The organism is Chloracidobacterium sp. N, assembly GCF_018304765.1.
Lineage (GTDB): Bacteria > Acidobacteriota > Blastocatellia > Chloracidobacteriales > Chloracidobacteriaceae > Chloracidobacterium > Chloracidobacterium aggregatum.
On the sequence record NZ_CP072642.1, the window covers coordinates 2,413,525 to 2,433,805 of the forward strand.

The window sequence follows — 20,281 nt, forward strand, 5'->3', positions numbered from 1 at the left end:
CGTGATTTGCACTCCACTTGCCGCCCCAACCCCGGATGACCTGCTGGCGGCCCTGCCGGTGGCAGCCGCTGCGGCGGACTGGCTGGAACTGCGCCTCGATGCCCTGCACGACCTTCCGGTCGAGGCGGTGCTCCGGGCGCTCCACCACGTCCTGCCCCGTCGCCCCCGGCCGGTCGTGGTCACCTTTCGCCCCCGCGAACAGGGCGGCTTCCGGGACCTCTCCCCCGCCGACCGCCTGCGGTTCTGGCACACCGCCCTGACGACACCAGCCGAAGCCTTCGACCTTGAAACCGATCTCATCGCGCAGCTTCTGCCGACTTATCCGCCCAACCATCCGGTGTGGGCGCGGGTCGTGGTTTCCCACCACGACTTTCAGGCGACCCCGGCTGACATCCACGCCTTCGCCAAGGCACATTTCCCTCCCTTTGCCGGCACGGTCAAACTGGCGGTCAACGTCAACCAACCGGATGACGTATGTCGCCTGTTTGACTGGCTGACCGGGACGCCTTCCACCTGGCAGAAAATCCCGGTCGGCATGGGCGGGCTGGGTGTTTTGACGCGCATTCTCGGCCCGGCCTACGGCGCGCGCTGGACCTACAGCACGGGCCACGACGGCCGGGCCGTGGCTCCGGGACAACTCACCGCCACCGAACTCCGCGAAACCTTCCGTCTGCCCTCCCTCGACCGCCACACCACCGTGGCCGGGCTTCTGGGTTGCCCCGTCGCACATTCCCTTTCCAAAGACCTGCACAACGCCGCCTTTGCCCACCTTGGACTCAATTGGGTCTATGTCCCCGTTGAAGTCTCCCCGGACAACCTCGCGCCGTTTTTACGCGACGCCATCCACCCCCGCACCCGGCGTCTTCCCTGGACGGTTGGGGGCTACAGCGTCACCCTGCCCCACAAGATCGCCATCCTTCCCTACCTTGACCGGCTCACGGCAACCGCAGCGCGTGTCGGTGCGGTCAACACCATCCTGGTTTCCGGGCAGGAACTCATCGGCGACAATACGGATGTGGCTGGGGCAATGCGTCCGTTGCAGCAGCGGTTTGCTCTGGCCGGAGAGCCGGTTGCCGTTCTGGGCGCCGGTGGTGCGGCCCAGGCGGTCGTCAGTGGACTCGTCGGGGCTGGCGCCCAAGTCACCGTGTTTGCCCGCCATCCCGACCGCGCGTGTGACCTTGGCAACCGCTTTGCCGTCCCCATCGCGCCGCTGGACGATTTCCACGGACGGCGGTTTGTGGGACTCGTCAACACCACCCCGGTCGGCATGGCCGGCTATGCCGAAGGTGCCTGTCCGGTACCCCCAGAGCGGCTGGCAGGGCTGGCCTGGGTCTATGACCTCATCTACCGCCCACGACAGACCCCTCTTTTGCAGGCCGCCAGCCAGCAGGGCCTGGCCACGCTCGACGGGCTTCCCATGCTCGTGGCGCAGGCAGCGGAACAACTTGCCTGCTGGACCGGCCAGGACATTCCCGAAAGCGTACTCTTTGCCGCCGCCGAACGGGCGCTCGCCGACTTCAAGGCAGCAGGCTTCAAGTCAGCGCCTTGACCATCTTGAGGGCATCGTCGCCATCGGCGTAATAGCGTGTCAGGCGCTGGGTCACGCTGTATCCGGCGGTGGTGTAGAGCTGGCAGGCCGCAGCATTCGTGGCGTGGACTTCAAGGTGGACAATCATTATGCCACGGCGCCGGAACCCATGCTCGGCGGCTTCCAGCAGGCGGCGCGCATGTCCCTGGCGACGTGCTTCCGGTGCGACGCCAACGGCAATGATGTGTCCGCTGCCCAGCAGTTGCCCCCGTCCACGCCCCAGCGAAGCGTCACGGTCCACCAGTCCGACGAGAAAGCCCACCAGGCGACGCTGTGCATCCAGCGCCTTGTAGGACACTGAATCCGGTGAATCGAGCAGAACGCGGAAGGTCGCCAGGTCGTAGGTCTCGCGTTCAGGAAAACACCGCCGGTTGAGTTCCCAGCAGGCATAGGCGTCCAGCAGGTTCAGGGGCAGGACATCCACCGGTTCCATAGCCCATCAAGCCAGCCCATAGGCAGCCATGGTGGTGGGCGTTTCCCAGGCACGCACGAGCGTCACCTGATAGTGCGGCGTGTTGATGCGATTGGCGACCTGGTGAAACACGAAGGCGGCAATGTTTTCCGTCGAAGGGTTGAGTTCCTGGTCAAAGGGCGGCAGTTCGTTGAGGTGCTTGTGGTCAAGATAGCGCATCACTTCCTCGGTCGCTTCCCGCACGGCCCGAAAGTCAACGAGGATATGGTTCTCGTCGAGTTTTTCCCCCCGGACAAACACCTGAATCCGCCAGTTGTGTCCGTGTACGGATTCGCCCTGTCCCCGGTAGTGGCGCAGGGCATGGGCGGCCGAGAATTGGGTTTCGACCATCACCTCGTAAACATGCTTGCTCATAGCCAGTTCCGAAGCGGACAGCGCTCCGTGTGCGCCTGGTTTCCGTCGGGCGCCACGCCCCCCAGTGATGCTAAGTGGCACTCATCACCAGGTCGCGCCCCAGCGTGAAGGTGGGCTTGCGCCGGGCCTTGATCTGGCGGGCGGCGCTCTGCGTCAGTGCCGTCACCAGCATCGGGAGGGCAATGGTGGGATCGCAGTAAGTCGTTACGCTCCGTAGTTCCTTGGCGGCCCGGCTCCAGTTGTCAGCATCCTCGACCGGATGCCACATGGCGCCGCTCTCCAGCGTCACCTGCACGACGTACTTCAGCGGTCGCAGACGGGCATTGACGACCGTCCCGGTGGCCTGGGCCTGGCGCACGAAATCACTGCAGAGGCTGGAGCCAAAGTACAGCCCGCCGACATTGGTTGACCCCACCAGAATGTGGGCCATTTCCACCACGTCCTGAATGACATCGAACAGAAACGGCGACTTGCGGTCAATCCGTCCGGCGGCGATGCCGCGCACCAGCGGCGAGGTCGTCACGCCGGGACAAAACACCGGGACGCGCGCCTTGTACGCCGCCGTCAAAATGCCATCTTCGCTGGCAATCTCGGCCAGTTCGTGGCCGAGAAGGTTCAAAAACTCGCGGGTGGCGTATGGGCGCGTCATGTCCTGCATGTTGACGAAGCTGCGCAGCCACTCATCGGCTTCCCGCACCTCTTCTTCACTCAACAGCGTGTCGTACAGCCGGGCGATGCCATGCGACTGAAGCTCGCTTGGCGCCGTCAGCGGTGAGCCCTGGTAGTGCTGGCGTCCGAGCGATTCATGCACGTCGTGAAAGGCGGTCAGACCGTCAGTGATGACCACATCCACGTACCGGTTGCGAATCAGCCAGGCAATGAGCCGCCGCATCCCGGCCGGAATCAGCGGGCCACTCAGCCCCAGCACGATGGTGCAGGTGTCATCGAGCATGTTGAGCCAGATATTGTGGGCAATGGCCAGATTGCGGGCCTGAAAAGAAGTCGCCTCAAACTTGGCCAACAGCCCGGCAACGCTTCGGTCACGATCAATTTCGATGGGGTCGGTGGGGCGCTTCAAGTAAGGCGATGCTTTCGCTTTTTTGCTCATGATCTCTCGTTTCGTACGCCAGAGCGTGAGTTCGGCGCGCCGGCTTTCTCAACGTCAATACAGGCCACATCATCACCACCGCCGGAGTCCGCTCAGAAAAGCCGACGCGCGCGTTTCGGTTCAGCTCAGATAGGTATAGCAGGACACATAGCTTTCATACTGCCGGCACAACTCGTTGGCGCGTTCAGCCGAGAGTCGCCCACGCTTGACCTGCTCGGCCGCCAGTTCGCCAAAACCTTCCTGGAGCGCCGACCGCTCGTAACGCGCCGTCTCAACCGCCTCGCCCAGGGTTCCGCCCGGCACAACCTTCGTAATGAGGTAGCCTTCATCTTCAATCACGATGTGCGCCTCATTGAGTGCCCCGAACAGGTTGTGTCCACTCCCCATGACCTCCTGATAGGCCCCGACGAGAAACACGCCCAGAAAATACGGTTCTCCTTTGAAGGGATGGAGTTCGAGTGTTTCCTTGATGTCTTTCAGGTCCACGAACTTGTCAATCACCCCATCCGAATCGCAGGTAATGTCCACCAGTGTCGCCAATTCGGTCGGAGTCTTGTCCAGTTTGTGGAGTGGCATAATCGGAAACAGTTGATTGATGGCCCAGCTATCGGGCAGCGAACGGAAGATGGAAAAGTTGCACAGATACTTTGCGGCCAGCATCTGCCGCAGTTCCTCGTATTCCTCCATCATGCTTTTGTCGTTCTGGGCATACTTGGCCGTCCGTTCACAAACCTCCCAGAAAAGAATTTCTCCTTTGGCCCGGTCTTCCAGGGAAATCAGCCCCAGGTTGAACAGTGTGTAAAGTTCATCCTTGTGCTCGATGGCGTCGTGGTAGTACTCGGAATAATTTTTCGAGTTGATGCCCATGCACAGGTCCTTGAGTTCCACGATAACCTGGGGATCGTTGTCATCCACTTTGACAGCTTCGTACTCTCCCACCACCGTTTCGATTTCCGCCCGGATGTTGGCCACGAGCACGGCATGGTAGGAGGTCAGCATTCGTCCCGATTCCGTAATGATGTTCGGTTCCGGTACGTCTTCGTCCTCGCACACGCTCTTGATGGTATAGACGACATCGTTGGCAAATTCCTGCACGGTGTAGTTGGCCGAGGATTCCGAACTCGTCCGGCTGCCGTCATAGTCCACACCAAGTCCGCCGCCGACATCCATGTACTCAATGTTGATTTTCATGGCCCGAATCTTGGCATAGACCCGCGCGGCTTCCTTGATGGCGTTCTTGACCCGCTTGATGCTCGTGATCTGGGAACCGATGTGGAAGTGGAGCAGACGCAGCGAATCCACCATTTCGTGTTCGCGCAGCACGCGAATGACTTCCAGAATTTCGCTCGTCGTCAAACCGAACTTGGCTGATTCACCGCCGGATTTTTCCCACCGGCCGCTCCCTTTCGAATAGAGCTTGACGCGAATGCCAAGCAGCGGCGAAACACCGATTTCCTGCGCCAACTGGATGACGGTTTCCAGCTCACCGATTTTCTCGATGACGATGACGACATTTTTCCCCAGTTCCGTCCCCAGCAACGCCAGACGGATGTAACTTTCGTCCTTGAAGCCGTTGCAAATCATCAGGGAATCGGCCGATTGCTCATTGGCCAGCGCCGCATAGAGTTCCGGCTTGCTGCCGACTTCAATCCCGAAGTCGTAGCGCCGGCCGGCGCGCAGAAACTCCTCGACAACTTCCCGCCGGGGGTTGACCTTCATCGGAAACACGCCATAGTACCGCCCCTTGTAGTCGAACTCGCGGATGGCGCTCCGAAAGGCCCCGGTCAGTTTTTTCATCTGGTTGACGAGAATCTGGGGAAAACGCAGGAGCAGGGGGGCATGAATGCGGCGGCGCTGGAGGTCTTCCAGGATCTCCATGAGGTCGGCCCCACGGCGGTCATACTCGCTGGGATGCACGACCAGATGGCCTTTTTTGTTGATGCTGAAATATCCGGCGCCCCAGTTTTCAATGCCATAGGTCTGTGCGACCTCCTCGAGCTTTGCTTTCATTACCTGCCCTCGTGGCCTGGAATCACGTCTTTGGACAACGACGCAAACAAGCCCGTGAATGTAGCAAACACGACGTGCAGCGTCAAAAAAAAGTCCATCCCGGTCAATCGCACCCAAAGCCAGTCATTTCAAGGACATGGCCGTTGTTTTCAGGGTCTCTGCCGCCGCTGCCGTGCGCGTGCGTCCCGGGGTGTCTTTACATTCCACAGACTGGCTGACTATACTTCCGGGCTGCTTTTTCCGGCTGCCGGAGTGGTGGAATGGTAGACGCGCCGGACTCAAAATCCGGTGGGGGCAACCCCGTGAGAGTTCGAGTCTCTCCTCCGGCACTGTTTTCCCGCCACAGCCTGCTCACTGGGTCCCCCGGTCATGCACTCCGGGGCGCGTGGGCAGCCGTTCCGTTGCTCACTGGCAACGAACCCGGCCCGCTCTCCGCTGGACCGGCCTCCGGTGTCGCCACGCTGTCGAGGCGCTCGGCTACCGGCGACAGCCACGCCTGCACACTCTGGAACAGCCGCCGCACGGGGCTTTCCGCCGGACGCAGACGCGCGCCATTGACCACTGACCGCCCCGGAGCCTGTGCTGAAGCACCTGCCGGGCGTTTTTCTGCACGCCGGGAGGCGACACCACTCACCAGGTCTTCGAGCGCCGCCTGTATCCCGGCCCCGCCGTCGGCAATGACATTCCAGCCCGGCTGATAGTAGGACGCCACGCCTTCAAGCATCTGAATCAGGCGAAAGGCATAAGCCAGGTCTTCCGGCAGCAGAAACCGCACCCGGCTGCGCTCGACGGCCTCGCCGACGGCAGCAATGCGGTTTTTGGTATTCGATTGCAGGACGTTGATCTGGCCAATCTCGGCAATGGCAGCCCGGGCCTGGTCACGCGGCGTGTCGGGGGAGACAAGTCCCAGCCGGTAAAACCCTTCCACCACTTCGTCAGTGCGGCCGCGCAGGGCGGCACGCACCAGATCGGCCAGCGCCTGCCGGGTTTCCGCGCGGAGCGTCTGCACCATGCCAAAGTCGAGCAGCGCCAGGCGTCCGTCCGGCAGCACCAGAAAGTTCCCCGGATGCGGATCGGCATGGTAGTAGCCCTCACACAGAATCATGTAGGCATACATGTGCACCAGACGGTCGAGCAGACGCCGGGGCTGGCGGACAATCCGCCGCACGGCCTCCACATCGGCAATCCGGCAGCCATCCACAAACTCCAGCGCCAGCACCCGCGGCGTACACAGTTCGTCAATTGTCTCCGGCACGACGACATCGGGAAACGGCGCCAGTATCTCCCGCAAACGGATGGCATGCCGGCGCTCGGCGGCAAAGTCAGCCTCTTCCCGAAACCCGGCTTCAAAGCGTCCCACAACGGTCAAGATGTCTTCCCAGATGGGCGTTCCCGACACCCGGCGCAATGCGCCCGCCATCCGCCGGATCAGCTCGAAATCGGTTTCCAGCAACTGGAGCGTGTCCGGTTTGAGAAACTTGACGACGATTTCACGCCCACGCCACTGCGCCCGGTGAACCTGCCCGATGCTGGCCGTTGCCAGCGGTTCCGGGTCAAAACGCTCGAACAGTTCCGACAGCACGCGCCCGTACTCACGTTCGAGAAAGGGTTTCACCAGGTGGATGGGCACCGGGCGGACAGCATCCTGAAGCCGGGCCAGTTCAGCGGCGTACGGCGGCGGCAGGGTGTCCGTACGGACGCCGACGACCTGCCCTACCTTGATGAACACAATGCCCAACTGCTCCAGCGCCTCACGTAACCGGCGCGCCGCGCGGGCTTGGCGTGCCGCGCGGGACCCAAGGGGCAGGAAACTCACCAGCCAGGCGAGAAAAAAGGGCAGCAGAACCCGGAAAATGGTGACGAAACGACGAAACAGGTGTGTTGACATACCACGGATGCACTCCGGCGCGACGCAGCCCAGGAGCCTCATCGGCAAGCTTCAGCCGGGGGATAGACCAACTACTGATCACAGCCTAGCCCATGACGCCGGAAATTGACGCTGCCGGAAGCCGTCCGGCCAAAAAACGAATGAAATTCGTCACCAGCCCGGTGTAAAAACCTGTTTACGGTGTCACTTCCCACTTCACCAAGGACTTACGTTTATGAGCAACCCCCTCCTGTCCCTCTCCTCGCATTCACTTCCTGATCTTGACTCGCAACCGGACGGGAAATCGCGCATGACGCGCGTCGTGAGCATGTATTTCAACCGGGCGGCCGACATCCTGAACCTGGACCCCAACTACCGGCTCATTTTGGGTCTGCCCGGCCGGGAACTGGCCGTCAACCTGCCGGTCGAGATGGATTCGGGAGAAATCCAGATTTTCCCCGGCTACCGCGTGCAGCATCACGTCGCCATGGGGCCGATGCACGGCGGATTGCGCTACCGTCCTGACCTGACCCTCGATGACCTGCGCGCTCTGGCGCTCTGGGCCACCCTCACCTCCGCCGTTGCTGATGTGCCCTTTGGCGGCTCGATGGGGGGCATCATTTGTGATCCCAACCAACTCTCCATTCACGAACTCGAACGTCTGACCCGCCGGTATGTCGTTGAAATTCTCGACATCATCGGCACCGAGCGGGACATTCTGGCGCCGGATTTCAGTACCGATCAGCAGGTCATGGCGTGGATCATGGACACCTATTCGATGCATGCGCGCCAGACCGTCACGGCCATCGTTACCGGCAAACCACTCGAACTGGGCGGCTCCCACGGCTCGCACGAATCCGTCGGCTACGGCGTCTGGTGTCTGCTTGATGCCACATTCAAGCACCTGGGCAACAAACCGGTCCCACCACGGGTTGCCATCCAGGGGGCCGGACGCCGTGGCGGTTCAGCCGCCAAGCTGCTTCACCAGGCCGGCTACAAGGTCATTGCAATTACTGATTCCGGCGGCGGTGTCTATCATCCCGACGGCCTCGATGTCCCGGATGTGCTGGAATACTTCGCCCACAACGGCTCACTGGCCGGTTACACCGAAGCCGACACCCTCACCGACGAAGAACTGCTCACCATCGACTGCGATGTGCTCGTCCCGGCTTACCTGCAAAACCAGATCACGGCCAAAAACGCCTACAAACTCCGCTGCCGTATCCTGTGTGAAGCCGCGTACGGGGCCAGCACGGTCGAGGCCAGCCAAATCCTTGACGACTCGGACATTTACGTTATCCCGGCGATTATGGGCGAATCCGGCGGCACCATCGTGCGGTACTTCGAGTGGGTGCAGAACCGGATTGGCTTCCGCTGGCGGCGGCACGTCGTCCTGGAGCGTCTCCGCGACAAAGTCACGGCGATGTACCACAATGTCGTCAAGGCGGCCGAGACCTACGGCGTGAACCTGCGGGATGCCAGCTATCTCGTGGGCGTCCAGCACATGGGGCGCGACCTGGCGCTGCGCGGCATCTATGCCTGATGTCCTCGCCCAGTGGATGGCGCGGCTGGCGGGCCAGCGCGTCCTGGACATCGGCTGTGGACGCAACAAAACCCCCGGCGCGCTGGGGATGGATGCCAACCCCCACGCGGACGCCGATCTGGTTCACAACCTCGATGACGTGCCCTACCCCTTTCCCGCGCACGCCTTCGATGCCGTCATCGGGCGGCACGTCATCGAGCACGTTCAATCACCGCTGGCGGTCATCATTGAACTGCACCGCATCGTGCGTCCCGGCGGCTGGGTTCTGCTCGTGGCCCCCCACTGGACGAATCCCGACTTTGCCACCGATCTGACCCACCGCAACCATCTCAACAGTTATTCCTTTCGCAACCTGACCGTCGGGCAGGAAGTGTTTGACTTCTACGCCCCGGTGCGCTTTCGTCAGCGCCCGCCCTACGTTACGCTTCTGAACCTGTGGCGCGCCTGTGGACTGGAATGGCTCGTCAATCTGGATCGTCGCCATCCCCGCTGGCGCTTCCTGCGGCGTTTCTGGGAACAGTATCTGAATGCCCTCGTCCGGGGGAAAGAAGTCTATTTTGAACTCGAAGTCGTCAAACCGGACGGCGCTCCACCTGCACCATGAACCACCTTCCATCCGCGCCCACTCTTCGTGACCTTGCGGCTGCCTTTGGCTACACGGTGGAGGGCGCAGCCGACGCGGCCGGGACCGTCATCACGGGCGTGGCCGGCCTCGACGAAGCCGGGCCCACAGAGCTTACCTTTCTGTCGAACCCACGCTACGCGGCCAAAGCCCGGACAACACGCGCCGCCGCGATCATCGTCAGTCAGGGTGTTGCCACGGAAGGGCTGCCCTGCCCGGTCGTCCGTGCACCGGACGCCTACCTGGCCTTTGCCCGGATGGCTGGCTGGTTTTACCGGCCGCCGCGGCCTTCGTCGGGCATTCATCCCACGGCGATCATCGCGCCTTCGGCGCAGTTGGGAGCGGAAGTGTCTGTTGGCCCCTACGTGGTTGTCGGTGAAAACGTCGTCCTGGGCGACCGGGTCCGGCTTTTCGCCCACACGGTCATTTATGACGGCGCCCGCATCGGCGACGACTCGGTGCTTCATGCCCACGTCGTCATCCGGGAACAGGTCGAACTCGGCTGCCGGGTTATCGTCCACAACCACGTCACCATCGGCTGTGATGGTTTCGGTTACGCGAAGCGCCCGGATGGAAGCTGGGAAAAAATCCCGCAGGCCGGGCGCGTCATCGTTGAAGACGACGTGGAAATCGGCGCCGGTACACAGATTGACCGTCCCAGCGTGGGGGAAACCCGCATCCGGCGCGGCGCCAAGCTCGACAACCTCGTGCAGATTGGTCACGCCGTCGAAGTTGGGGAAGACACCCTGCTGTGCGCCCAGGTTGGGATTGCCGGCAGCGCCACGATTGGCTCACGGGTCATCCTCGCCGGGCAGGTTGGCGTCGCCGGCCACCTGACAATTGGCGACGGCGTTACGGCACTGGCCCAGAGCGGCATTCCGAACGATGTCCCGGCCGGGCAACAGGTCGCCGGCTACCCGGCGGTGGACCGCCGGCAGTGGCTGCGCGTCTCGGCGGCTCAGGCGCGACTTCCCGACCTGCTCAAACAGGTCCAGCATCTCGAAGCCCGCCTGAAGGCACTCGAACTGGCAGCGCGCGAAAATGAAACTTCCCGGAAAGGATAGCCCATGATGACACCCCATCGTTTCCACTTCCAAAAATATGGCATCGCGTTGTTGGCGGCGCTTGTGCTGCTTGTAACGACACTGCCCGGCCGCGCTGCCGCACCGGTGGCCTTTACCAGCGCCTACACCGACCTCAATCTGCGCTGCCGTTACGACAACACAGGGGCTTCAGAAGGCAGTGACGCGCCGATGTACTGCACCGGTTATGGCAACTATCGCCTCAAGGTGAGTTTCAGCGCCTTCGCAGCCGATATTTTTGTCGAATCGCGCAACCGGAGCTTTTCGCGTCTGCTTGCCGAGGGGCAGGCCCCCGGCTACACCCGCGAAAAAGGGCGCAAAGCCGAGTGGCGACTGGCCGATGGCAAACCCTTTGCCGTGATTTTGCGGGCCTTCACGTACCGCACCGGCCCCGATGATGCGCCGGATTTTTCCCGCAAGGTTGGCGAACGGCTGGCTATCAAGGGGCTGGCGGGCTTCGAGCACATTGATTTCACCGTGGACGCCCGTACAACACCCAACGCCAACGTCCGCGCCCGGCAGCTTGCCGATGACGGCTATTCTGCTGTTGGGAGAGCAGGTGTGTCGTGGTGAAACGAGCTTGGGAGCGCGGGCGTCCCGCCCGCGGGGATCTGTGAGCCGTTTCACGCGGGCGGGACGCCCGCGCTCCCAGGTGGCCCGTCGCGGCGCGATAATGGGGATGTCAACCCAGCGGTGTGGGGTTGGGGACGCGGGATGATTCAATTCAACCGTCGCTACGCGACGGGGGCGCTCGGGGGCGACGTGATCCGTGGGTTGAAAACCCACGGCTAAATTCATCCGTCGCTACGCGACGGGGGGATGTCAACCTGGTGGTGTGGTGGTTGCCCGTACGCGACGATGGGGGATGTGTGGGATGCCCGTGCCGTGGTGCAGAAACCCACGGCCGTGGAGGCCATTGGTCATTCGTTGGTCGTTACAACCGCATTTTTGCCGCTACGCGGCAAAAATTCCGTGGGTTGAAACCCATCGTGGGTGAACCCACGATCCGTGGGTTAAAACCCACGGCTAAATTCAGTTGCCGCTACGCGGCAGAAATGCGTTGCAGCCCACGACCAACGGCCCACGTCCACGGGTTTCCGTCCTACGGCGTAGGTATCCCAAAATCCACATCGTTATGTGCGGGCAATCACGACACCGCCGGGTTGAAATCCTCCCGCGTCGCGTCAGCGACGGTTGAATTTAGCCCGGCGTTTCAACGCCGGGGTACGGGTTTCAACCCACGGATCACGGTTGCCCACACACCCCCATGCGGGCGGGACGCCCGCGCTCCCAGCCTCGTCGCGTCAGCGACGGTTGAATTTAGCCCGGCGTTTCAACGCCGGGGTACGGGTTTCAACCCACGGATCACGGTTGCCCACACACCCCCATGCGGGCGGGACGCCCGCGCTCCCAGCCTCGTCGCGTCAGCGACGATTGAATACCATTCGTTAGAGTTCAGGCAGACAAAATGCCCACACCCCTGCCAAGGTGCAGGCGGGACGCCCGCGCTCCCTGGGGAAGCACCCATGCGTAAGGATCGCCGTTCATCATCTGCGCGCCGTGGATGGCAGGGTTGCCTGCTGGTTGTTGGCCTGCTCGGTCTGGCTGCGGCCTCACTCTGGCTGCTGTGGCATTTCCGTGACCGGCTCATTCCCGGACCGCCGCCGCTGGCCGGAAAACTGCTGCACATCCACGCCATTGACGTTGGCCAGGGCGACAGCTACCTCATCGTCACGCCGGAGAAGAAAACCATCCTCATTGACGCCGGGCCAGCCGAAGCCGGGTCAAAGGTGGTGGCATTTTTACGACAGCAGGGTATCGCCGAACTCGACCTCGTCATCGCCACCCACCCCCACGCCGACCACATCGGCGGCATGGGCTACGTTCTGGAAAGCGTCAAGGTCAAGAACTTCCTCGACAGCGGACAGGAACACACCACGCTGACCTACCGCCGCATGCTCGAAGCCGTCAAAAAGCACGTCGGGCGGCTCACGGTGGCGCAAGCCGGGCAGAAGTTCAACCTCGACAACGGCATCACCCTCTCCGTGCTCGGGCCACGGCAACCCTGGCTGCAAAATGTTTCCGGCAGCGACCTCAATGCCAACTCCGTCGTCGTACGGCTCGACTACGGACAGTTTTCCATGCTCCTGACTGGCGACGCCGAAGACGAAACCGAAGACCGGCTCATTGCCGACGGTGCACCGCTCCAGGTCACGGCGCTCAAGGTAGCCCACCACGGCTCCCGGCATTCGACCAGGGAGCGCTTCCTGCGCGCCGCCAAACCCTCCGTAGCCATCATTTCCTGTGGCGCGACGAACCGCTACGGCCACCCCACCCAGGCGACACTCGACCGCCTGCGCCGCCTCGATGTCGCGCTCTATCGTACCGACCTGCACGGTGACATCACCCTGACTACCAACGGGCAGGAACATCGCGTGACAACCACCCGTCAGGTGGCGGCAAATGAACTCTGGCGCGGACGCCAGCCCGATACCGCCAACGATTCCGGCGACGAAATGCCCCGCCGCCGCGCCGGGTAACAAACCCGGCCCCTGTGTTGCTACGGCGTATCTGCCGGACGGAGCCTGTCAAGGGCCAGGCGCGCCGGAGCAAAGTCCGGGTCCAGGCGCAGTGCGGCCTCAAAATGGCGCTCCGCTTCGTCCGTCCGGCCCTGCCGGAGCAGCACTGCCCCCAGGTTGAACCGAATCGTCGGCGTATCCACACCCAAATCCAGCGCCTCGCGCAGGAGGCTTTCGGCTTCGGCCGGCTGACCAAGGTTTACATAGGCGATGGCGCAGCTCGTCAGCGTCGGGGCATCCCGCGGCCCGTAGCGCCGCGCCTCGGCAATCTGTTCCAGGGCGTGGGCGGTGTCACCCTGCAGGGCAAGCGTCCGGGCATAAAGGGCGTGTACCAGCCCCCAGTCGGCGTCAGTCGGCACGACTTCCGGCGGTTTGGCAGCAACCATCTGACCCAACCTTGCATGGGCAGCTTCGATGCGTCCTTCACGCAGGTCGAGTTGTGCCAACCCCAGCAGCGCCAGAAAGAAGTTCGGCACGCGCGCCAGTGCCTGTTCATAGTAAGCACGCGCCTGTGCCGGGTCAGTCGTCTGCCAGGCGTGGGCCAGCGACGTGTAGGGCAATGGATGCTGCGGATCGGTTTCCAGAAAACGTGTGAACAGCCGCCAGTCGCTTTGCCAGTCGAGGTTGCGCCGACTCGTCCCGTAGGCATAACCGATGAACAACACCAGCGCCATGCCCACACTGACGCCGACCCGCCAGGCGGCTGCCGGCTGCTGGCTGGTCATTCCACCCAGTCTGACCAGCACCCAAGCGACGGCAATCGCATAAGCCACAGACGGCACATACAGCCAGCGTTCTCCAAGGGGCGTCCACAGTGGCGCAATGATGTTGCTCACCAGTGCCAGCGTGATGAACCAGAAGCCCACCGCAAAGGTCAGCAGCGGAAAACGTCGCACGGCCGCCACCGCCCCCACGACCAGACCAAGCGTGACCAATCCGCCAAGCCCTGTGCGCCAGCTCCAGACCGGTGTCAGCGCCAGATTGTGCGCGTCGTACCAGGGCTTGAGGGGAAACCCCAGAAACACCAGCCGATACCATTCCAGGGAAACGCCTGCCATGGTGACGAGCCGTTCCCAAAGCGTTTGGGCATACATGGGATTGCCCGACAGCGCCCCGGTTGGCTGAAACCCCTGCTGGCTCACGAGGCGCAACCCGGCATAAGGCAACCACGGAATCACCAGCCAGAAGAAAGGGCGCGTCGTGGCCCACCATGCCGGCCAGCCTGCGCGCCAGAGACGATGCCGCGCGCGCAATACCTCTGCCAGCCACAGCGCCGCCGGCAGCACGACCATGTTTTCCTTCGACAGCATCGCCGCCAGATAGCCCGCCGCCGCCAGGGCGCGCCACCATCCGGCACGCTCCGTATCCCAGCGCGCCTGCACCCAGCCCCACCACATCAGCCCGCCAAAGCACATCCCCAGCAACTCAGCCCGCCCGACGACATTCGCCACGGCCTCGGTGTGTACGGGATGCACGGCAAACACCAGCGCCGCCAGCAGCGCCAGCCAGGGCGCTGCGTGGTAGCACCGCAGCAGCCACCACACCCAGACCGTGTTGGCGGCGTGGAGGATAAGGTTGGTCAGGTGATAGCCGACCGGACGCAGCCCCCACAGGGCATAGTCCACCGCCAGAGTAGTTACCAACAGGGGACGGTAATTGTTGCCGCCGTCCTGCTGGTGATCCCAGTAGCCGGCCAAAAACAGGCGTGGCACATCGGCCAGCGACCGGATGGTAGGGTTGTTGACGATGATGGGCGTGTCGTCATACGTAAACCCATTGCCCAGGGTGTTGGCATAGACCAGCCCGGCCAGCCCAACGGCCAGCAGCCACGGCCAGTGCCGATATGCGGCAAACTTCTGGATGTTCACCATGAAAACTGTCGGACGAAGCCGCGCCGAATGAATGCGCCGATACGGATTGCTGTCCGCCCCTGGCGCAAACTAGGCTTCACTTTTGTTCTCCGCTTTGAAACAAGTGGCTCCGTCGAAGAAAACGAAGAAACCATGAAGCCTGTCATCTGCACCTTCTGCAACTCTGAAATCTACACCTACGTCGGCCCCGAACCGGTCGAACTCAAGGCCGCCCACTTCAAGCCGACCCGTCCGGGCTGGGCCGCACCCAAGCCGGGCGATCCGATGTACTGCCCGGTCTGCGGCAGCCGGTTCGTCGGCGTTTCCGTACAGAACAAGCAGCTTCGCATGGTGGTCAGCTCCGAGTATGCCGGTTCAGGCAACGTCGGCAAGCTGTAGGCGGCCCCCGGACTGCTGCACTTTCCCTTCGCGCGTCAGCTTCACGAGATGTGCCTGTACCGACCGTGCGGCCAGCGGGTGCAGCGCCGCCGGCGTGTCGGCATACACCACGGCCACCAGATCGGCGACCGTCGTCGCCCCGGAACGCAGTGCAGCCAGAATGGACTCTTCCCGCTGCTGGCGATGGGTCAGGTAAGCCGCCAGAACTGCCTGCGGCTCGCCCAGCGCCGGCCCGTGACCGCCCGCAATGAGCTGCACCGGCAACGACTGAAGCCGCCGCAGCGAAGCGAGGTATGCCGCCATATCGCCCTCATCAGGATCAATGAGCACGCTGCCCAGCCCCACCACCATGTCGCCGCTGAGCAGTGTGCCGGTCGTTTCCTCGAAAAAGCACAGATGGCCCGGCGCATGACCCGGCGTAAACACTGCGCGCAGCCGCCAGCCGGGCCAGCCCGGCGGCGTGGTGCTCCACCTTCCCATGGCCGGCGACGCCGGGATGAACTGCCCGTCGCCGTCGGCCAGCCACTGTGAAACCTGTACCTTGCCTTCCAGCAGCCGGGCAGTGATGGGATGGGCGGCAACCGGCACATTCCAGCGCCGGCTCAAGTGGGCGGCTCCTCCAACGTGATCGGGATGGTGATGGGTCAGCCAGATGGCCGTCACCCGCGCACCACATTGTTCGGCCAACCACGTCAGATGGGCATCGAGGCGTGCCTGCTCTTCGGGGTAGGGTGAAGCCGGATCAATGACGACCAGTTCCCGGTCGCCCACCAGGTAGCAGTTCGTATGCGTGGCCGGCGGCAGGGTCGGCGTACGAACCGGAAAGGTGACGATCCCCGGCGCCAGTTCGATAAAAGCTGGCGGCTCGCCATGAGCGGCAGGATGATCATGTAGCAACTCGCGCAGACGCTGGAAATCCTCCCGCCCGGCAAAACCTTCGGTCGTCCAGCGCAGCAGGCTGCGGACGCTGTGCAGGGTTGGCGGCACAAGCCGCACCGCGCCCTGCGCCCAGGCGGCCATGGCTTCCGCTGGCGTCACCCACTGTCCGTCCACCATTTCATCGGGCCAGAGTTCGGGTTCGTCCGCGCCGTCGAGCCGGCTGACGAAAAACGTGGTGTCGTAGCGGCGCGGGACACCCACCGGCGTCACCCATCGCCCGCCCGGGATGAGGCGGCGCGCGTCAATTTCGACGGCAAAACGCGCACACACTTCGGCAAAGGTCAGGCGGCCGGCCATCAGGTCGGCGCGTACGGCCAGCCGCGTTTCGGGCGCAGTCAACCGGCTTTCGGCCAGCAGGATGCCCGCTTCCTCGAAGACCTCGCGCACCGCACATGCACACTGGGCGGCGTGTTCCGGGTCGGTGGCGTGGCGTACGGGTACCTGTTCGTCTTCCGGGTCGCGGCGACCACCCAGAAAGGCGTGGTAGCCGCCGAGAAAGGGCGCAGCCTGGGCGCGCCGGGCCCAGAAAAAGCGCCAGTCGCCGGCTTCATTCCGGCGCAGTAGGATCACAGCCGATGCGTACTTGGGAACAACAGAAGTCATGGTGAATCAGAGGGCGCCGGTGTGGCCGCAACGTTCACAATACACGCTTGGGGCGCACCACGTCACGTATTGTTGGTTGTGGTTGTTGCTGGTTGGGCTGTGGGGAGGCTGCCTGTGGGCGCTGCCGGCCGGTGCCAGGCCGCTTCCGGCCGGGCTGTTTGTGTCGGATGAGCCGCTGACGGTGGCTGTTCTGCCGCCCGACATCGCCGACGACGTGGGCGGTGTTACGTCGGAAGGGCTGCTGGCGGCGCTGGAGCAGGCTTTGGCACGGGAAGGGCTGGAAGTAGTGCCACGCGCACAGGTGTTTGCGGCAGTCCCAGCCGGCAGGCCGCTGGATTTCAACCCGACCTGTACGGCGGCGCAGGCGCTTGGGGCGCGGGTGGGCAGCGAAGGCTACGTGCTTGTGCGGCTGCGGCGGGGCGAACGCAGCCTTTCCGACCGGCAAACCATAGTGGGCGGGACGCTGCATCTGTTCGCGGTGGAAACCCGTACGGGGCAGCTTGTCGCCAGCGAGCATGTGGATTTCATCGAGGGAAAAGAAGGGTTTTTGCCGGCGGTGGCAGCAGGCATCGAAGCGGCGGCGCAGCGTTTTGCAGCGGACTGGCGGCGGGTGCGGGGACAGACGCCGGGGATGGGGTGTGCGGCGGGCGGGGATGGTGCCGACGAGGTGCTTGACTTGCGGGACGGGGTGTTGCCGCCCGGCGTGACCGCGCCGGTGCCACTGGTGCGGGCGCGCCCGGAGCCGACCGGACTGGCGCGGGCGGCGGGTGTCACGGCGACGGTAATGGTTGAAGTGTGTGTTGGCCGGGACGGGCAGGTGCGGGAGGTGGCAGTGGTGCGTTGGGCAGGGTACGGGCTGGAAGCGGCGGTGGAGAAGGCGTTGCGGGCGGTGCGCTTCCGGCCGGCCTTGCGGCAGGGGAAACCTGTCGCGGCGTGGTTTGTGGCCGCGTTCAACTTTCGGTCATCGCCTGCGGATGACCGGTAGTGTGGAGGGGGTTATGGCCAACACATACAGTTCGTTGTTCTACCACGTTGTTTTCAGCACAAAGCAGCGGACGAAGTTCATTCGGCCGGAAATTGAGCAGCGTGTTTGGGCTTACTTGGGGGGTGTGGCGTCCCGGCAGGGGGCAAAGGCAGTACAGATTGGGGGTGTGGAGGATCATGTTCACGTGCTGCTGATGGCGCCGCCGACAGTTTCGCCGGCGGAGCTTGTCAGGCGGATCAAGGGGGATTCGTCGCGCTGGATACACGAGGTGTTTCCGGAGTTGCGGAACTTTGGTTGGCAGGACGGGTATGGGGTGTTTTCGGTGAGCAGGTCGAATGTGCCGCAGGTGGTGAAATACATTCAGAACCAGCGTGAGCATCACCGGGTGCAGACGTTTCAGGAGGAATATCTGTTGTTTTTGAAGAAGCACCAGGTGGCGTACGACGAGCGGTATCTGTGGGGGTGAGGAACAACCTGGGAGCGCGGGCGTCCCGCCCGCATCCTGGGAGCGCGGGCGTCCCGCCCGCATGAATCCAATGGATGGCATTTCAACCGTCGCTGACGCGACGGGGGGGGTTGGGGGGCGTCTGCGATCCGTGGGTTGAAACCCACGGCTAAATTCAATCGTCGCTACGCGACGATGGGGATTCCACCAGCGATGGGTGGTTGCCCGGATGCAATGATGCGGATTTTGGGATACCTACGCCGTGGGGCGGAAACCCATTGGGACGTGGGACGAAAACCCGTGGACGTGGAACGGAAACCCGTGGGACATGGGACGGAAACCCATGGGCCGTGGGTCGTTGGTTGTGGGTTGCAACCGCATTTTTGCCGCGTAGCGGCAACGGAATTTTGCCGTGGGTTTCAACCCACGGATCACGGTCGCCCCCAATCATTTTCCGTCGCGTCAGCGACGGTTGAATTCCACTGTGAATGCTAATCCGTTGTGTATCCGTACGGTGACGCCCACATTCCTGTGTGTGGGGGATGCCCGTGTTGTTTGGTGATATTCAACCGCGATCCGTGGGTTGAACCCATACCCCGGCGTTGAAACGCCGGGCTAAATTCAACCGTCGCTGACGCGACGGGGGGGGTTGGGGGGCGTCTGCGATCCGTGGGTTGAAACCCACGGCTAAATTCAATCGTCGCTACGCGACGATGGGGATTCCACCAGCGATGGGTGGTTGCCCGGATGCAATGATGCGGATTTTGGGATACCTACGCCGTGGGGCGGAAACCCATTGGGACGTGGGACGAAAACCCGTGGACGTGGAACGGAAACCCGTGGGACATGGGACGGAAACCCACGGGCCGTGGGTCGTTGGTTGTAGGTTACAACCGCATTTTTGCCGCGTAGCGGCAACGGAATTTAGCCGTGGGTTCAACCCACGGATCGTGGGTTCACCCACGATAGGTTTCAACCCACGGAATTTTTGCCGCGTAGCGGCAAATGAATTTTGCCGTGGGTTTCAACCCACGGATCACGGTCGCCCACCAATCATTTTCCGTCGCGTCAGCGACGGTTGAATACAACCCTTGTGATGTGAACGGAATGGCCACCGGAAACACCCCTTGGGTTGATTCCACCCGCACGAATCCCCGACGGACGGCATTCATCCGTCGCTGACGCGACGGGAACCAATTGGGGCGACGTGATCCGTGGGTTGAAACCCACGGCAAAAATCAACCGTCGCTGACGCGACGGGGGCATTGGGGGCATCGCGATCCGTGGGTTGAAACCCACGGCTAAATTCAATCGTCGCTACGCGACGATGGGGATTCCACCAGCGATGGGTGGTTGCCCGGATGCAATGATGCGGATTTTGGGATACCTACGCCGTGGGGCGGAAACCCATTGGGACGTGGGACGAAAACCCGTGGACGTGGAACGGAAACCCGTGGGACGTGGGACGGAAACCCATGGGCCGTGGGTCGTTGGTTGTGGGTTGCAACCGCATTTTTGCCGCGTAGCGGCAACGGAATTTAGCCGTGGGTTCAACCCACGGATCGTGGGTTCACCCGCGATGGGTTTCAACCCACGGCAAAAATCAACCGTCGCTGACGCGACGGGGGCATTGGGGGCATCGCGATCCGTGGGTTGAAACCCACGGCTAAATTCAATCGTCGCTACGCGACGATGGGGATTCCACCAACGATGGGGGGTTGCCCGGATGCAATGATGCGGATTTTGGGATACCTACGCCGTGGGGCGGAAACCCATTGGGACGTGGGACGAAAACCCGTGGCCGTGGGCCGTTGGTTGTAGGTTGCAACCGCATT

The 20,281-nt window shown here is 62.8% G+C and carries 16 protein-coding genes and 1 tRNA gene; 10 read left to right on the forward strand and 7 right to left on the reverse strand.

The genetic code is table 11. From position 1 onward, the window contains the following. The first annotated feature begins 1 nt into the window (after position 1). The gene (aroE, locus tag J8C05_RS10125; protein ID WP_211422066.1) at positions 2-1,549 is read left to right on the forward strand and encodes a shikimate dehydrogenase; all 1,548 of its coding nucleotides are present in this window, start codon (positions 2-4) and stop codon (positions 1,547-1,549) included. Here aroE and J8C05_RS10130 read toward each other — a convergent pair. The 4 genes from J8C05_RS10130 to speA form a co-directional block, all read right to left on the reverse strand. Continuing rightward, positions 1,533-2,021, reverse strand: coding sequence for a GNAT family N-acetyltransferase (locus J8C05_RS10130; RefSeq protein ID WP_211422067.1), 489 nt, complete (start codon positions 2,019-2,021; stop codon positions 1,533-1,535). The two genes, aroE and J8C05_RS10130, sit on opposite strands and share 17 nt — an antisense overlap. Positions 2,022-2,027: 6 nt before the next feature. Beyond that, a complete protein-coding gene (queD, locus tag J8C05_RS10135) occupies positions 2,028-2,414 on the reverse strand; it encodes a 6-carboxytetrahydropterin synthase QueD (protein WP_058868027.1) in 387 nt (128 codons plus the stop codon). A 70-nt stretch (positions 2,415-2,484) separates the two neighbouring features. Next, positions 2,485-3,522 carry a deoxyhypusine synthase family protein gene (locus tag J8C05_RS10140; protein ID WP_211422068.1) on the reverse strand — a complete coding sequence of 346 codons (1,038 nt, stop codon included), beginning with the start codon at positions 3,520-3,522 and terminating at the stop codon, positions 2,485-2,487. Between the two features lie 120 nt (positions 3,523-3,642). Next, the gene (speA, locus tag J8C05_RS10145) at positions 3,643-5,532 is read right to left on the reverse strand and encodes a biosynthetic arginine decarboxylase (protein ID WP_058868025.1); all 1,890 of its coding nucleotides are present in this window, start codon (positions 5,530-5,532) and stop codon (positions 3,643-3,645) included. Between the two features lie 246 nt (positions 5,533-5,778). Between speA and J8C05_RS10150 the strand changes: the two genes are divergently transcribed. Continuing rightward, positions 5,779-5,861, forward strand: a tRNA-Leu gene (locus J8C05_RS10150). A 38-nt stretch (positions 5,862-5,899) separates the two neighbouring features. On the opposite strand, the gene J8C05_RS10155 is transcribed toward J8C05_RS10150, so the two are convergent. Continuing rightward, positions 5,900-7,420, reverse strand: coding sequence for an ABC1 kinase family protein (locus J8C05_RS10155; RefSeq protein ID WP_211422069.1), 1,521 nt, complete (start codon positions 7,418-7,420; stop codon positions 5,900-5,902). Between the two features lie 289 nt (positions 7,421-7,709). On the opposite strand from J8C05_RS10155, the gene J8C05_RS10160 reads away from it, so the two are divergent. From J8C05_RS10160 to J8C05_RS10180, 5 genes are all read left to right on the forward strand, one after another. Then, positions 7,710-8,942: a Glu/Leu/Phe/Val family dehydrogenase gene (locus J8C05_RS10160; protein WP_211422070.1), complete on the forward strand. Its 1,233-nt coding sequence runs from the start codon at positions 7,710-7,712 to the stop codon at positions 8,940-8,942. After that, the gene (locus tag J8C05_RS10165) at positions 8,935-9,546 is read left to right on the forward strand and encodes a class I SAM-dependent methyltransferase (RefSeq protein WP_211422071.1); all 612 of its coding nucleotides are present in this window, start codon (positions 8,935-8,937) and stop codon (positions 9,544-9,546) included. Before J8C05_RS10160 ends, J8C05_RS10165 begins: the two co-directional genes overlap by 8 nt. Further along, a complete protein-coding gene (gene lpxD / locus J8C05_RS10170; protein ID WP_211422072.1) occupies positions 9,543-10,628 on the forward strand; it encodes a UDP-3-O-(3-hydroxymyristoyl)glucosamine N-acyltransferase in 1,086 nt (361 codons plus the stop codon). The genes J8C05_RS10165 and lpxD overlap by 4 nt, the downstream gene beginning before the upstream one ends. A gap of 3 nt (positions 10,629-10,631) precedes the next feature. Next, positions 10,632-11,219 carry a hypothetical protein gene (locus J8C05_RS10175; RefSeq protein WP_211422073.1) on the forward strand — a complete coding sequence of 196 codons (588 nt, stop codon included), beginning with the start codon at positions 10,632-10,634 and terminating at the stop codon, positions 11,217-11,219. 953 nt (positions 11,220-12,172) lie between these two features. Further along, on the forward strand, positions 12,173-13,186 hold the full coding sequence (locus J8C05_RS10180; protein WP_211422074.1) for a ComEC/Rec2 family competence protein: 1,014 nt from the start codon (positions 12,173-12,175) through the stop codon (positions 13,184-13,186). A gap of 20 nt (positions 13,187-13,206) precedes the next feature. Here J8C05_RS10180 and J8C05_RS10185 read toward each other — a convergent pair whose 3' ends face one another. After that, positions 13,207-15,096 carry a tetratricopeptide repeat protein gene (locus J8C05_RS10185; RefSeq protein WP_211422075.1) on the reverse strand — a complete coding sequence of 630 codons (1,890 nt, stop codon included), beginning with the start codon at positions 15,094-15,096 and terminating at the stop codon, positions 13,207-13,209. A 132-nt stretch (positions 15,097-15,228) separates the two neighbouring features. Here J8C05_RS10185 and J8C05_RS10190 point away from each other — a divergent pair, with 132 nt between their 5' ends. Then, positions 15,229-15,474 (forward strand): hypothetical protein, encoded by a 246-nt coding sequence (locus J8C05_RS10190; RefSeq protein ID WP_058868017.1) that lies wholly within the window; start codon positions 15,229-15,231, stop codon positions 15,472-15,474. On the opposite strand, the gene J8C05_RS10195 is transcribed toward J8C05_RS10190, so the two are convergent. Next, on the reverse strand, positions 15,451-17,016 hold the full coding sequence (locus J8C05_RS10195; protein WP_211422076.1) for an MBL fold metallo-hydrolase: 1,566 nt from the start codon (positions 17,014-17,016) through the stop codon (positions 15,451-15,453). The two genes, J8C05_RS10190 and J8C05_RS10195, sit on opposite strands and share 24 nt — an antisense overlap. On the opposite strand from J8C05_RS10195, the gene J8C05_RS10200 reads away from it, so the two are divergent. Continuing rightward, entirely contained in the window at positions 17,015-18,001 is a 987-nt protein-coding gene (locus tag J8C05_RS10200) for an energy transducer TonB (RefSeq protein ID WP_211422077.1), read from the forward strand. The genes J8C05_RS10195 and J8C05_RS10200 overlap by 2 nt on opposite strands. A 13-nt stretch (positions 18,002-18,014) precedes the next feature. Further along, positions 18,015-18,467: an IS200/IS605 family transposase gene (gene tnpA, locus J8C05_RS10205; protein WP_211422078.1), complete on the forward strand. Its 453-nt coding sequence runs from the start codon at positions 18,015-18,017 to the stop codon at positions 18,465-18,467. The last annotated feature ends 1,814 nt before the right edge of the window (positions 18,468-20,281 follow it).